This window comes from Mycobacterium sp. SMC-21, assembly GCF_045310825.1.
Taxonomy (GTDB): Bacteria; Actinomycetota; Actinomycetes; order Mycobacteriales; family Mycobacteriaceae; genus Mycobacterium.
In genome coordinates this window covers 26286-39351 of sequence record NZ_JBJIAO010000015.1, presented here as the reverse complement: position 1 = coordinate 39351, position 13066 = coordinate 26286, and the positions used below count along the sequence as shown (strand labels likewise).

General features: G+C 65.3%; 13 protein-coding genes. 2 read left to right on the top strand and 11 right to left on the bottom strand.

The features are described from left to right. Nucleotides 1-8: 8 nt before the first annotated feature. From ACJH6H_RS16310 to ACJH6H_RS16275, 8 genes are all read right to left on the bottom strand, one after another. On the bottom strand, nucleotides 9-299 hold the full coding sequence (locus ACJH6H_RS16310; protein WP_043988372.1) for a hypothetical protein: 291 nt from the start codon (nucleotides 297-299) through the stop codon (nucleotides 9-11). Between the two features lie 133 nt (nucleotides 300-432). Further along, nucleotides 433-2937 (bottom strand): hypothetical protein, encoded by a 2505-nt coding sequence (locus tag ACJH6H_RS16305; RefSeq protein WP_406775311.1) that lies wholly within the window; start codon nucleotides 2935-2937, stop codon nucleotides 433-435. 111 nt (nucleotides 2938-3048) lie between these two features. Beyond that, nucleotides 3049-3639, bottom strand: coding sequence for a hypothetical protein (locus ACJH6H_RS16300; protein WP_406775310.1), 591 nt, complete (start codon nucleotides 3637-3639; stop codon nucleotides 3049-3051). A 2-nt stretch (nucleotides 3640-3641) separates the two neighbouring features. Then, nucleotides 3642-3929 carry a hypothetical protein gene (locus tag ACJH6H_RS16295; RefSeq protein WP_406775309.1) on the bottom strand — a complete coding sequence of 96 codons (288 nt, stop codon included), beginning with the start codon at nucleotides 3927-3929 and terminating at the stop codon, nucleotides 3642-3644. Between the two features lie 90 nt (nucleotides 3930-4019). Beyond that, nucleotides 4020-4385, bottom strand: coding sequence for a YbaB/EbfC family nucleoid-associated protein (locus tag ACJH6H_RS16290; protein WP_406775308.1), 366 nt, complete (start codon nucleotides 4383-4385; stop codon nucleotides 4020-4022). A gap of 57 nt (nucleotides 4386-4442) precedes the next feature. Then, entirely contained in the window at nucleotides 4443-6131 is a 1689-nt protein-coding gene (locus ACJH6H_RS16285; RefSeq protein ID WP_406775307.1) for a hypothetical protein, read from the bottom strand. 9 nt (nucleotides 6132-6140) lie between these two features. Beyond that, entirely contained in the window at nucleotides 6141-6455 is a 315-nt protein-coding gene (locus ACJH6H_RS16280; RefSeq protein ID WP_406775306.1) for a hypothetical protein, read from the bottom strand. Nucleotides 6456-6549: 94 nt separating this feature from the next. Continuing rightward, nucleotides 6550-7011 (bottom strand): hypothetical protein, encoded by a 462-nt coding sequence (locus ACJH6H_RS16275; protein WP_406775305.1) that lies wholly within the window; start codon nucleotides 7009-7011, stop codon nucleotides 6550-6552. Nucleotides 7012-7778: 767 nt separating this feature from the next. Here ACJH6H_RS16275 and ACJH6H_RS16270 point away from each other — a divergent pair. Then, nucleotides 7779-9746, top strand: a complete 1968-nt coding sequence (locus tag ACJH6H_RS16270; RefSeq protein WP_406775304.1) for a hypothetical protein — start codon at nucleotides 7779-7781, stop codon at nucleotides 9744-9746. Between the two features lie 70 nt (nucleotides 9747-9816). Here ACJH6H_RS16270 and ACJH6H_RS16265 read toward each other — a convergent pair whose 3' ends face one another. Then, a complete protein-coding gene (locus tag ACJH6H_RS16265) occupies nucleotides 9817-10113 on the bottom strand; it encodes a hypothetical protein (RefSeq protein WP_406775303.1) in 297 nt (98 codons plus the stop codon). 257 nt (nucleotides 10114-10370) lie between these two features. On the opposite strand from ACJH6H_RS16265, the gene ACJH6H_RS16260 reads away from it, so the two are divergent. Continuing rightward, nucleotides 10371-10829, top strand: a complete 459-nt coding sequence (locus tag ACJH6H_RS16260; RefSeq protein ID WP_406775302.1) for a hypothetical protein — start codon at nucleotides 10371-10373, stop codon at nucleotides 10827-10829. A 62-nt stretch (nucleotides 10830-10891) separates the two neighbouring features. Here the strand turns inward: ACJH6H_RS16260 and ACJH6H_RS16255 are convergent, their stop codons facing one another. Further along, a complete protein-coding gene (locus ACJH6H_RS16255; RefSeq protein WP_406775301.1) occupies nucleotides 10892-11497 on the bottom strand; it encodes an RES family NAD+ phosphorylase in 606 nt (201 codons plus the stop codon). 17 nt (nucleotides 11498-11514) lie between these two features. Then, entirely contained in the window at nucleotides 11515-12375 is an 861-nt protein-coding gene (locus ACJH6H_RS16250; protein WP_406775300.1) for a hypothetical protein, read from the bottom strand. Nucleotides 12376-13066: the final 691 nt, after the last annotated feature.

Here is a 13066-nt window from a genome sequence, read left to right as displayed (position 1 = left end):
TGCCCCTTCTAGAAGTTCAGCTTGCGTTCACGCGCGGACACCTCGCCGCGCTCGGGGTAGTGCCCGTCACGGTTCGGTTGAATGGACAGGTAACGGTCATGAGCCACGTCAGCGACCTTGACCACCCGCTCTCCCAACGTGTACGAGTCCCACCTCCGGAACGCATCGCTGAGGAATCGCACCCCGACGACGCACCCGTTGTCCCCCACCTCGACAGCGATGGTCCGCTTGACCGACACAGCCGAAGCCACAACCCGGACTTCTCGGGTGTCGTTCGCCGACTCCTCAGCAAGCTCCACGACAGCCCCTCTCAACACGTCACCAATTCATTACCACCAGCAGTTTACACACAAAGAAGCAATCGTGAACAGCGATGCTGCAACTGATTTTGTGTTGAACCGAAAGGCACCGTCAGCACAGACACAACCCCTGCTATGACGCCTGCCCACGCAACTGCTGCTCCAGCTCACCGACCTTGGCCACCACTGTCGACCCGAACCCAGCGTGGATGCCGCAATAGGCCAGGTCCGCCAGAGGCGGAGGCGTGAACTTCCAGCACCGCACCAACTCGACGATCTGGCTCATCCGGAAGTACTTCCGATACGACTGCGCCATCGTCACATTGAGTGCAGAACCATCGAAATCCTGAGGCGCATGAACCTCAGGCCATTCCAGCACCCCGTTGTGGCGCTTCCGAACCAGGCTGTCGTACAAACCCCAACCGACGGCATCGGCTGTACCACGGTGCACCGATTGCAACACCGCCAGTTCGTCATCGGTCACCAACTTGTCGCCAGAAACGTCCGGCTCAGCGTGCGCCGCATTGATGACTGCTGCGGTCAGATTCGCTGCCGCCCAAGCTGATACGTCAGCGCCCTTATCAAGATTGGCAATCCTCTGAGCCAGGCTGGGATCATAGGCGGCCAACCGGTGCTGATGCCCACCATCGAGGCGCGGTGCCTCGCTGACCAACGCCAACGCATCCCGATGCTGCATCCCCAGGAAATCCTGCACTCCGTCTGGAGCCTGCGGCCACAGTTCGGTGGTCACCATCGCCGAAAGCTGCGCTCCCCCAGCCTTTTTGCGGAACAGCTCGAAATGATCCGCCAGAATCTTCGAAGGCTTCTGGCAGCCCATCCAGTGGGCTGCCCACCCGAATGGGAGCACAGGATCAACCACAGCCAGCCGAGCCGTTGTCGGGAGCGCCACCGTCGGCGGAACATACCCGCCCCCGCCAGCGCTGGTCGCGATGATGATCTGCGACCCCACAGAGGTTTTCACCACGCTGACCGCCCAGACGATCAGCGACGGCCAGTTCTCGCACGCGCGAACCAAACCACCAAGTACCCTCTGCGCCAACAACAAATCCGGATTGACCTCGGTGCCAGAGGAAACCAAACCAGACGCGGCCCCTGCCGAACCATGCCCAGCCGCCATCACCGGCCCAGCAGCAGGACCGCCACCGCCACTAGTGCTACTCGAACCAGCGCCCGCAGGTGACGTTGGGGCAGACGGCGGCGCAGGAGTCGCGCCAGACGCGCCAGCCCCCGGAGCACTGTAGGGAGCCATCGGGCCACCAGCCATCGCGCCGGCAGGAGGCATCATGCCGCCACCGCCCATCGGCGCTGCGCCTGAACCACCCTGTGCGGCACCGCCGCCCATCTCCCCGCCCGACGGGCCGCCCCCCATCGGCACCCCAGCAGGAGTACTGCCCATCTGAGGCGCCACCGCGGCCGGCGGCTGTGCGGCGAAGGCGGCAGCCGCTTGCTGCTGCGAAAGCGATTGCGACACAGGAGAAACGGGAGCCGCGCTACCACCACCGGTTGCGCTCATGCCCGATGCCAGACCACTCTGGAAACTCGAACCCGCATTGGCCAACGGCGACGCGGACGCCGGCGACGTCGACGCACCGCCAGGCATACCGCCACCGCTGGGCATACCGCCCGGCATTCCCCCACCACCAGGCATGCCACCGCCCGGGGAACCCAGACCTGACGGCGGCTTCATGCTCGACCCAAGCCCGGACATACCCGAGCCCATACCGCCGCCAGACCCACCACCACGACCGCCACCAGCGCCACCGCCCGCGTTGGTAGGCATACCAGTCATCGGCATTTGGCTAGGCGCTTGACTCGGCGGTGTGGCTGTTTGCGTAGCGTCCCCGTTAGCCGCGCCCGGTGTAAGCGGGTTCTTCACGGGAGTTTGGTCGGCGTCCGGCGTCGCCCCGGGCTGCGATGCATCCGCAGCAGACTTGCCGTCCTTCGAAGCAGTCTTGGTAGTCGTCTGTGAGGCGTCGGGTGTGGTGCCTTTCTCGGCGTCCTTGCCCTTGTTCTCCTTGTTGTCCGACTGCTTGCCATCGGACTGCTTACCGTCGGGCGTCTTCTGACTGCCCGGACCATTCTGGGGAATGATGAACTTCCCGCTGAGCGCCTGGGTGACCTGCTTGACGCTTTCTGCCACATCGCTGTCGGCTTGTTGACTGTAAGTGGTCCACACTTGCATCGCCGCTGCTGGATTGCGGCTTTTCACGGCCTTATTGAATTCTTCTTGACCAGCTTCGGCGGTGTTGTCGATCAAGCCTTGGAGAACTTGGGTGTGGTGGGACGCCTGATATGCGGCCCTGGCTGCACTGGCGTGCTGGTCGTAGTGAGTGCTCCAGAGATCTGTGTTCTCGTCGTGTGCGGCGAGTAGGGCGTCACCGGCTTCGCCTTTCAGCGCCTCGGCGAATTGCGGCCGGTAGGTGTTCTTCGACGTCCCGATTGCTTCATCGAGGTCCCTGGCGACACCTGCATGGAATTCATGAAGGTCGTCGAGGAATTGGACCAAACTGTCCGGCGGACGCCGGCCGGCCTTGATCGCCATCGCGAACGGGCCTTCGCCGAGTTCGCTAGCGGCGTTCGCAGCGGTACTGGCGGCACCTGTGGTCTTCTTGGCCACAGAATCAGCAGCTTTCACTGCCTGGTGAAACAGCTGCATCCCGATGTGAGCACCGGACTGCGCAGCGGCAGCGGCCCCCCCGGTACTACTTTCCGCTCCCGCGTCCATTCCTTAGCCTCCGTAAGCCCTGCACAAATCCCAGACACGCTGGTCTGCGTTGTTAGCCGCATCCGCAGTCCACCCGACGGCGGGCCGTATCGCACCGCGCGTCTGTTCCCCACTGGCGGCTGCAGCATGCTGCCGCAGAAGCTGGAGGCTCTTATCGACTGCTTCACGAATCGTGCTATCAGCCGCCGAGTTGTCCCTCAGGGCGTCAGCGATGAAGTTCGCCGTCGGCAAGACGTCGAATGCTGTGTTCTGGGGTGACGGCATGGCGCGATAACCCGCGGCGAATCGCGTGCACAGGTCGACTGTGGCCGCGTGCACCTGCTCTGTGGTGGGCGCAGGCGGCGCGGCGGGTGCTGCCGCCGCGGGCGCCGAGCCGGTAGCCATGTGGTTGCCGATGAGTCCCCCGATTGCACCCGCGGTGAGTGCGATCGCAGCGGCACCGACGATCGCCGCGGTGATCAGCCCGCCCTTGGGGCTGCGCGGCGGCTGTGCGGGCGGGTAGCCAGGCTGCGGCTGCATCGGCGGCGGCAGACGCACCTCACCAGTGTTGGGGTAGGGCGACAGGACCGACGGGTGTGTGTACTGAGTGGCCATGTCTAAACCTCAATCCCGTCGATCTGTGCAGTGTTGGTTGCTTCGGCTGTGCTGATGTTGGCGATGGTGCCGCCGTTGGCGGCCACGAACTTGCCTGCGGCGTTCACGCGGCCTGCTACGAACTCTTCATGGACGGCCGGCCATTCCGCCACGGCCCCGGAAACCGCTCCCGACAGCGCATCCAGGCCCGGTGTCGGAACCGGGTGAATGCCCTCCTGGGAAGGAACAATGGAGGACCAGCCGCCGTTGGATGACTCCACCTGCGGCATATCGGCGTGGATCGCGTCCATCTGTCTTTCCTCCCTTCTGCTGCTATAGAAATGGTAACTGCCTGCACTGACGCTGCCGGACGTATTTTTCAGCGGCGACAGTGAAGGGTGTTAGCTCGCGCCGCGCAGCGCTGCGGAAAATTCGGCGGCGACGGGGTGGTTGGCGAATTCCTCAGGGATGTTCGCCCACTGCGCCCGGAATTCAGCGGCCAGGGCCTGGATGCCGTCGTATGCGCGCTTGGCGTTCTTGGCGATGGCCTCGTTCATCGCCTCTTCGAATTCTTCTACGGACAGCTGTTCTTGGAGGCCGGGTGGGATGTCGCAGCCGATCAGGCGCCCGCGGCCGTCGTGCGTCACGACGATCTCGTCGTCGATCCCGCTGCTCGCGGTGAAAGCGTTGACCTTGTCTTCCCACTCGTAAACGCTTTCCAACAGCTTGTCGATCATCGATGACATCTGCTCGGTCCGTGTGGACATCTCCTGTGTCTCCCTCTGCGATATGCGTTGCGCTGCAACGCAACTCCCCTGGTCTTGCTAGGTCTTCTTCTTGTCCCGGTCGGTGCGTTCGCGGCGCTCGCGCCGGACTTCACCGAACACTGGTTCGGTGTTGGGGACCGGCCGCAGCACAACACGGCGGTGGTCCTCGGGTTTGCGGCCTTCGTCGTTCTTGCCGCCCATACCAGCACCCATCATCGGCGGCATCATTCCCATCCCGCCCGCGCCGGGAGCGCCGCCACCGGGGCCGCCTCCACCTGGAGTGCCAGCGGTGATGCTGCTTCCTGCCGGCGGGCCAACGGCAGGGCTCGAGCTGGACAGCGGAGCACCGCCGCCACCCCCGTCTCCCGCGCCGCCGGATGCCGGGCTGGTCCCGCCCGAGCCGAAGTCGGTCGGGTCACCTTCGGGTGATCCGCCGTTGTCATCCCCAGGTCCGCCAGGCAGCTGAGGGGTCTCCATCTGCGGCATCCCACCCAAACCGGGAAGGGAGGACAGACTCGACAACGCTGAAAGAGGCGAGCCGCCGCCGGTGAGCCCGTGCAAGGTACCCGCGACCTGCCCGGCTGCACCTGCCCCAGCGCCCATGATCATGCCGGCGACGTTGGCGACCATGCCGGGAGCCGCCTGGTCGGCTGCCGCGGCGGGAGCCGCCGCCTCGGCAGCAGCGGGCGGGGTACCGGTCGGGGTTCCCGGCGGCGCGTCGGTCGGTACGGGCGAGTCTTCGTCACCAGGGCCATGCCCGTGATGGGCCTGGCCGCGGCCGGGGCCATCCTGCTTGAGGTGCGCCGTCTGGTTGAGCTTCTCGACCTGGCCGCCCGCGTGCACGATCGGCGGCGCCGGGGCCGGGGGCGCGGCGCCCGCTGTGGTGGCCGGGGCGGCGGCCGCGAATGTCTCGTAACTGGCCAGTGCGGTGGACTGCTTGTTGGCCAGATCGGATTGCAGCGATGCGACCTGGGCGGCGTTGCGGCCACCGGTAGCCCGGTAATTCGCCATCGCCACATTGAGCCGCTGGTGCAGGTCAGTGAACTCCTGCGGCGTGGGCGTGTTCTTGATCAGCGTGTCGGTGTGATCGGCGGCCGCGTCGGCGGCGTCAGCGACCGACATCAAGCTTGGATGCAGGGTCGATTCCAGCCAGTCGGCGTGCGCGCCGACCTTCTGGGCCGCCGTGGTCCGGCCGTCATCCCAGTGGTTGTGCACCGACTGGCTGGAATTGCGGACGTCCTGCGCTGTCGTCATCACCGCCGGGGCGATAGTGGTCCGGATGTGGGTGGCGAACGCCCGCAGGCTGGCCGGCCCTGGCCCGGCGTGGACCAGGGCTGAGACCTGTTCGCCGGTCATCGGAGCGAGAGGATTCAACGTCGGTAGCGTCGGCAACGTCGGGGCTGGGACGATCGGCGGTGACGCTGCGGGACCGCCGGGGGCTGAGGCCGGGGCCGATCCCGCACCGTCGATCACGTTAGAGATGTGGTGGGCGTTCGTGTCGTCCATGGATTGCAGGTCCGTGCCGGTACCGGACAGCGCCAGCCCGCCGGCGACCCGCAATTGCCCGGCGTGGTCCATCAGTGTGTGCAGTGACTGCATCCACGTCGTCAGCGTGTCTGCAAGATGAGTGGAGACGGTGTCGGATGCGGCAGCCGGGCATGGCGCGATGGTGCTGCCCTGGCTTGCTGAGTCAGCCAGGGCAGCACCATCGGCGCGCAGACCGTCCGGATCGACCTTCAAGTCCATAATCGCAGGCTACGCGTCCACGATGCGGTTGATCCGCGCTGCGGCGTCATCGTCGGTGGTCTCGAAGATGGTGGCTGTGTTGGACAGGCGTTGCGCGTGACCACGCGCGGTGGCCGCAGCCCGGGCGTAGGCCGCTTCGCGGGCCTGCATCTCCGTCCGCTTGGCCGCGACGAACGGGGCGTAGGTGTCCCCCACGGCGGCGCTGATTTCTTCGAGGGTCATGTGGTGGTTCTGGCCGTGGGCCTGCACCTTGTCGGCATAGGCATGCCACTCCTGGACCGCCTGCTTGGCGGCCTCGCCATCAAGAGAAATCGGTTCTGACATTCCGCCACTACTCCTTCCCGTTCTTTTCGATCTGGGATTTCAAAACAAAGGTCCAGTATCTCGCCCGGCTGCGACACCCGCAGCCGGACCGCCATCAGAACTCCGGGTTGTACGGCTCGGGCATCGCCGGCAAAGCCGGGTCCCCGGTGCGCTTCCAGTGTTCCAGCGTGTCGTCAATGTGATCCCACTCGTCGGTGCTCTCACTCACGCGCCGAAACGTCTGTGTCCCAGTGGATTCCGCACTGCCGTCGACCAGGCCAGTGATTCTCGCTGCGGACTCATCGTCGGTGGTCTCGAAGATGGTTGCCGTGTTGGACAGGCGCTGCGCGTGGCCGTGGGCGATGTCCGCGGCCCGGGCGTAGGCGGCTTGGCGGGCCTGCAATTCGGCTTGCTTGGCGTCGACGTAGGGGCTGTATGCGTCACCGACCGTTGCCCGCAGCTCATCGAGGGTCATGTGGTGGTTCTGGCCGTGGGCCCGCACCTGGTCACCGTAGTCACGCCAGGCCAGGACAGCCTGCTGCGCGGCCTCGGTATCGAGGGTTATCGGTTCGGTCATCCCAAATCCTTTCGACATCACAGGTGCGAAACAACGATATGCGTCACTTGCGTTTACTCATTGCCTAGTGTGTAGCATCATTCGTCTAGTGCGCAAGGTTTGAGTGCATCAGGTTCGTCCCGGCTCGACCCACACGACGGCTTCGGCCACCTCCAGGGGGAACTCACCGTGAGAAATGCGATCCGTGCGGCCACTGCGGGCCGCCTCCCTCATATCCGCCCGAGTTGGGCCGAAAAAGCACCTAGTCCGAAGCGCCTACCACCGACCGGGGCCAAACGAGCCGCCGCGCGTGGCTGTAGCCCCGTGGGTTGGCTTTCGCCGCCTGACCGGCGTGTCGGCGCGGTTCCACCGCGCACCGAGTGTCAGACTTGCCCGCAACACGAGTCCCACAAGTAACGAGAGGAACGTCAAGCCAGCCCGCACAGCATCGGGCGCCACCAACAGTCAGCACACCACAACTGCATATCCATACGCGGTAGGCCCATCAAGACCCAGAAAAAGCGAAACCCCCGGTTAGCGGCCGAGGGTAAACGCTTCTGAACTTGTCACCCGAGTAGCAGCTCAGGTGTTTGGTGCCTCCGCACCACCCTTTAGAAGGGCGCTTTGATGCCAACCAGCTCAAGCAGTCCTCACGGTAGCGCATACCCACCATCAGGTCTAGGGGACTGCGCAAACTGTGATCAACAGGATTGCTCACCCACAGACGACCACCCCGCCACCACCTGGCCCACCCACGCGGAGGCCGATACAGCGCTGCCGCACCAGCCATGACGGTGACCGTAGCCCAGCCATCGGTCGCTCCAGAGTCACCCGAGCGTGTCTGGAAGACACTTGCACCACTGATCAGCGCGCCTGGCCGGCGCTCCATGCGGCTCTACAACCCGGCTACCGGCAAATTCTCCGACACCGGGGACCTGACCAAGACGCTGCCGACCCGGCCCGCCGCGCTGTACCCATTCACGCGCAAAGGCCTGCGCACCGCACTCCTATACCTGGATTTCGATGACAAACGCGGCGGTCGCGCCCAAGTTGATGCCGACATGGCCGCCGCAGCTGAATGGATCACCCGCTGCGGCGGCAAAGTGGTCAGCGACCACTCCCCCAGCGGCGGACACCTGTTGTGCCCCTTGGCGATCGGCACCACAGCCAGCTTCGCCGAGCTGAAAAACATCGCTCGACTGCTTGCCGCGCGGCTGCCCACACTCGACTCCAACCCCAACACCACCGACCCGCAATACGCCTGCCTGAGCGCACCAGGAACACCGGCCAAGAACGGCGGGTACCGCCAACTCGACGGGACTCTCGCCGACGCCGTCGAGGCGTTCGCCACCCGCTCGGAGCCCAGCCTCCTGCCCCGCCTCTACGAGCTGCTCGGCGCCGTCAAACCCCGACCGATCGACCCCGCTGAGCCAGCCGCCCCCATTGAGGCCGGCACCGTCGCCATCGACGAGTACTGCACCGGCACCGGCGACGATCAGCGCCTGGCGCCGGCCTACATACGCAACGACCCCATCGACCCGGAAATCACCGACTTCGCGGTCCACGGCGTCATCGCCAACGGGCAACGCCAATGGGACAGCCCGTCTGAGGCCCGGATGGCCGTCATCTGCGCCGCCATCGCGCGTGGCCACAGCCGCGCCAGCATCACTGAACTCATGGCCCCCGGCGGGCCGTGGCAGCACGGCCTCGGCCAAGCCTTCGCCCGGTACCAGCACCGCGCTGGCAACGCACTCGACAGGGATTTCACCAAGGCGCTGACCTGGCTGTGCACCAACACACTCAAATACCGCCGCCAGCAGCACAAGGGGAAGAACTCACCGGGGGGTACAGCAGGAAGCGGGGCAAACAGGACCGGTCCGTGGGGACCGGCGGAACTGCGGCGCTGGCTATCTACGTCCATGGAATGGGCCGACTACGAATACGCCGGGAAACGGTACCGCTGGACCGTGCACGCCGTCCTACAAACCCTCGCCTGGCACGCCCTGACCGCCGGGGAACTCATCAACGGGGTTTGGGTGGTGGGAGTAGGCGGCCGCAACCTGTCACTCGGCGCCGGCCTGCTCAGCCCGGATGCGGTGTGGCGCGTGCTGCGCGACTTGCGAGACCGCCCGGGAGCACCCCTCATCTTGACTCGACAAGCCGTGAACGGGGACGCCGACTACTACGCCCTCACGACGCCACACGGCATCGCTAGCGACCCGGCCAGGGCTGACCAGGTACGGATCGAGCCCGTCCACGACGGTTGGTGGGTCGCCGGCCATCACCTGCGGCGCATCTACGAGCTCGTCGTCTACTACGGTTTGACCAACCGCGCGGACATTCTCGCCGCGGCTCGAGTGTCCGCAACCGCTGGCGACGAGTCACTGACTTCACTGGAAATCCTCGGCTTGATCACTCGCACAGGCCGAGGCACCGTTGCCCCCGGTGCAACAACACTCGACAGCCTTGCTGCCGCCCACGACACCGACAGCGTTCGCCAGGAACGCATCGCCCGCTACCGGGCCCAACGTGACCAATGGCAAGCATGGCTCGCCGATCGCGACGAAAGCCGCGCCGACGCCGAAATGGCCAAAATCACCCGAGCAATGCCGCCCGAGGACCCTGAGGTCGACCGGACCTTCTGGGCCGCCACGCTGGCCCACGGCCCACCAGCTGTGAACGAAATCGAGGCTGAACGCCAAGCGCTCGACCTCGTGGCCGAAATTCTTGGCGGCCGTATCGTCGCGAGCCGCTAGGTGGCGGAAGGCTCAATCGCCGGGCAGCCAGGAGCGCCGGACCGGGCAGAAATGGGATAAGGACTTGCCACTAGCAGGCTTGCCTGTGCTGTTCGCCGGCGATCAGGGCGCTCGCCGTCTGCCGGAACAACTCCAACGGATCAACACCCATGGCGTCGGCGACCGGCAGCATTTCAGTCAGGTAATCCCCGTATTGCCGGATCAGTTCGGGTAGACGGTCGCCCCCGCGCGCAGCCAAAGCTTCAAGAGCATCCTCGTTGTAGCGCACTCGCAAGGTCGCATTCATCTTGCGGGTTTCCGAGCCCTGGCGCCGTTTGCGGCGGACTGAGGCTTCATCAAGTACCGCGGTGCTGGACTTGTCGGCCATCCGTGCTCCGTTTCCTGTCTGCGACGAGCATTCACTACCGCGGCAACGGAGCCGATTCCGGAATCCGTTCCGTTCTACAAGCCGGGCTGTTGAAGCAGGTCACACGTCATTTCGTTGCTGGTTGAGAGTCTAAACGAGCGCGCGCGATTCCGGAATGAAGCCAGACGTCGTGTCGCGGCGACGGCAAAGGTGCCCTCATTGCGGAAAGCTGCTGCACTGAAGCCGGAACTATGCCGGAATAAGCTAAAGTTGCACACATGAACGGCCCAGCGGGGACGCCGTGGCCAGGCGGCGAGCATGGCGAGGTGATCAGCCCAACAGGCCGCCGCGCCTACCTCGCCGGACAAGCCGGGAAGCTCGCCGGCTTCACACCACGCTGGGCCACCGATCTGGCCAGCCGCGACGACTCCCCCGTGGAGAGCGAGCGCGGGCACATCGCCGGCCGCCGGGGCGCAGAACAATGGTTCTTGAACGCCGACAGTTTCGAGAATCACCTGCGCACAATCGGACGGTGGCCGCCCGCCACGGCCGCACCCACGCAGGACTTGGAGCATCTTCTGCTGCTTCAAGGCGCGGACTTGGAGGCCTCCCGCCGCCGAGAGCATGAACTTCAAGAGCGCATTGATCGACTCGAACACGATAAGAACGAGCTCCTGAACACGATTGCGTCCTTGAGTCAGACCATCACTACCCTGAGCCAGGTCGCGAAAACGTAGAAACGGCCGCGGGTCGGCAAGGTCTAGCCCTCGTACCGCGACGCTGGCACGGCCACCAACAGTCAGACGCCGGGGACGATACGCAGCGACTTGCCTGACGGCGGCCCGAGGACCTGGAGACCAGCCCGCCTGCACGCATCGGCTCCTGATGCCGGGGCTGGATCATCCGGCCACGGCTTCGCCCCGGCATCGTCGAACAGCGCGTACGCGTTCGGCTTCGTGACCGTGGTGAACCTGGACTCGTACAGGATGCCGCGCAACCCCAAGGCGTGGAACCGCCGCGCCCACAAGCGGGTCAGCCCGTAGCCGCGCCGGGCGTAGGTGGCAATCTCGCGGGTCAGACCGTGCTTGGTCGCCTCACGGTGGCACGTGTTCGCGACCCGACCGCCCCTGAACACAGCCACCTTCGATACCACCGTCTCGTCAGCCCAGCCCTGCGACACCACTCCTCGCCTGAGCATCGCGCGGCCCAGGCGCTCCCGCAGCGCTGTTTCCTCGTCGATCGCCAGATAGCAGGTTCCCGCTGGCGGGTCGAGGTTGAAGCGGCCGCCGTCGTCGCTGGCAAACCACCACGGCCCCATGCCCTTGCGGTGGGCGCGGTAAAGCGCCTTGCCTTTACGGAGCTGCTTGGTTGGAAACCCATCGATGTTGGCCGGAGGCTTACGCAACCCCAGTCCTGTGCGACTCAGTGGCACCAGCGCTCGGCAGTCTGTTCAGCAACCGCCTGTACGACCGACGTCCCTTCTCGCAAGGCTTCAACCGGCGTGCGGCCCTTCAACTGCTCATTGGGCGTCGTGAGCCACAGCGCGACCTGCCAGTGATCGCCCGTACCCGCCGCCAGCGCGGTCAAGACTCGATCCAGACCGGCCAATACGGTGCCGTCGGAATTGAACTGAAATGTCGGAAACACCATGTCGCCCTCGGCGGTGGGGCACGCCAGAACCCCATGAGCAGTCGCCCGAGCCCGCGCCGTGTCCTCTGAGACGTGCATCCGGTTGGCCGCGCCGGTGAGGTCGTAGAACGGTCCGATGGTCTTGTCGAATGGGTGACTTGCAGGCAGCTGAGAGAGCATGTTCTCGGCTACGGCATCGACTGGGCCGAGCGCGGCTAGGTCAATGTCAGCAGCGTTGATCGTGCTCAGCTGGGCCTTCAACTTGACTTCGATGATCGCCAATAGTTGGTCGGCATACTCCCGCACGTTGGCCGGGGGCTCGATGGTCACGTCGTGGCCAGGCGCGACGACGAGCAGGTTGGGCGTGCCAGGGATAGTGGCAACCCAGTCCGGTTGCGTATACCTGATGCCCTCGACCACGATCGGCGGTGACGGTTCCCGCACGGGGGCCGCGCGCTTCCATCCCCGAATCTGACGATGCCGGCGCCTCTTCCCCTGCGTGGCAACAAGCTTCGCGTCCTTGGCACGGTGCAGCGCGACCTCGCGGTCGAAGCCTTTCGGCTTGAGCATCCCGTCGGGCACGACAATGTAGTGAGTACCTGCTCGCAAGTTCGGGCCAACGCGAGTCACCTCGCCGCGAACATCGTCGGCCATGGCGACTCACCTCCGATCCTTGCCACGTCCACCATATCGGCCGCGCCCGCCCCGTGGCCCAACATGATGCCCCAGCCGGCGCCGCCGTGGATCATCTCTGATGAGGGGCGTCGACGACTGGCGACCGGCCCGGCCCGGACACGCTTCAGAGCCGCAGTGGGCAGTGCGTCGCGACCTGGGAAAACCCGCTGATGTCCACGCAGAGGCGCAAACAGTGCCCGGGTAATGGGTTGGGTGCTCAGAGCGCCCTGCGTCCCATAGCCGACAAATCAGGCGCGATTCCGACGGTCCAGTGGTGTAGACGTCTTATCGGGGTGTGGCGTTTCCGCAGGTCAGCGCGTTTTCGGGTAGTCAGCCCCTTCCTTTCCGCCCTGCCGACATAGCGTCTGAATCCGACTCCGCGGGCGCTCTGGCGGACGGCGGAGTCCGGGCACCGCGTGCGAGCGCGCGGGCGGCGGCATTCGAATAGCAGAGATGTGACCCGACGTCACGTAGCCAGCATTCGGCGGGCGTGATGACGATGGAGCCTTGCTCGCTGCGACGAGGCGGATTGCATGCACCACCGTCGTGCAGCGCTACGGCATCGAAGCACTGTTCGACGCATCAAGATCAATCGAGGCGGTCCCCCGCTGTTGCCGTCCGTGGTCGGCATTCCTGACCGATCGTGTGACCCCATCGGCGGACTATTAGG

What these genes read in the sequence shown, in the direction of transcription:
- ACJH6H_RS16275 (WP_406775305.1), bottom strand. Translation starts at nt 7,011, where the DNA reads ATGACCGAACCGATAACCCTCGATACCGAGGCCGCGCAGCAGGCTGTC.
- ACJH6H_RS16280 (WP_406775306.1), bottom strand. Translation starts at nt 6,455, where the DNA reads ATGTCAGAACCGATTTCTCTTGATGGCGAGGCCGCCAAGCAGGCGGTC.
- ACJH6H_RS16290 (WP_406775308.1), bottom strand. Translation starts at nt 4,385, where the DNA reads ATGTCCACACGGACCGAGCAGATGTCATCGATGATCGACAAGCTGTTG.
- ACJH6H_RS16285 (WP_406775307.1), bottom strand. Translation starts at nt 6,131, where the DNA reads ATGGACTTGAAGGTCGATCCGGACGGTCTGCGCGCCGATGGTGCTGCC.
- ACJH6H_RS16260 (WP_406775302.1), top strand. Translation starts at nt 10,371, where the DNA reads ATGAACGGCCCAGCGGGGACGCCGTGGCCAGGCGGCGAGCATGGCGAG.
- ACJH6H_RS16270 (WP_406775304.1), top strand. Translation starts at nt 7,779, where the DNA reads ATGACGGTGACCGTAGCCCAGCCATCGGTCGCTCCAGAGTCACCCGAG.
- ACJH6H_RS16265 (WP_406775303.1), bottom strand. Translation starts at nt 10,113, where the DNA reads ATGGCCGACAAGTCCAGCACCGCGGTACTTGATGAAGCCTCAGTCCGC.
- ACJH6H_RS16250 (WP_406775300.1), bottom strand. Translation starts at nt 12,375, where the DNA reads ATGGCCGACGATGTTCGCGGCGAGGTGACTCGCGTTGGCCCGAACTTG.
- ACJH6H_RS16295 (WP_406775309.1), bottom strand. Translation starts at nt 3,929, where the DNA reads ATGGACGCGATCCACGCCGATATGCCGCAGGTGGAGTCATCCAACGGC.
- ACJH6H_RS16300 (WP_406775310.1), bottom strand. Translation starts at nt 3,639, where the DNA reads ATGGCCACTCAGTACACACACCCGTCGGTCCTGTCGCCCTACCCCAAC.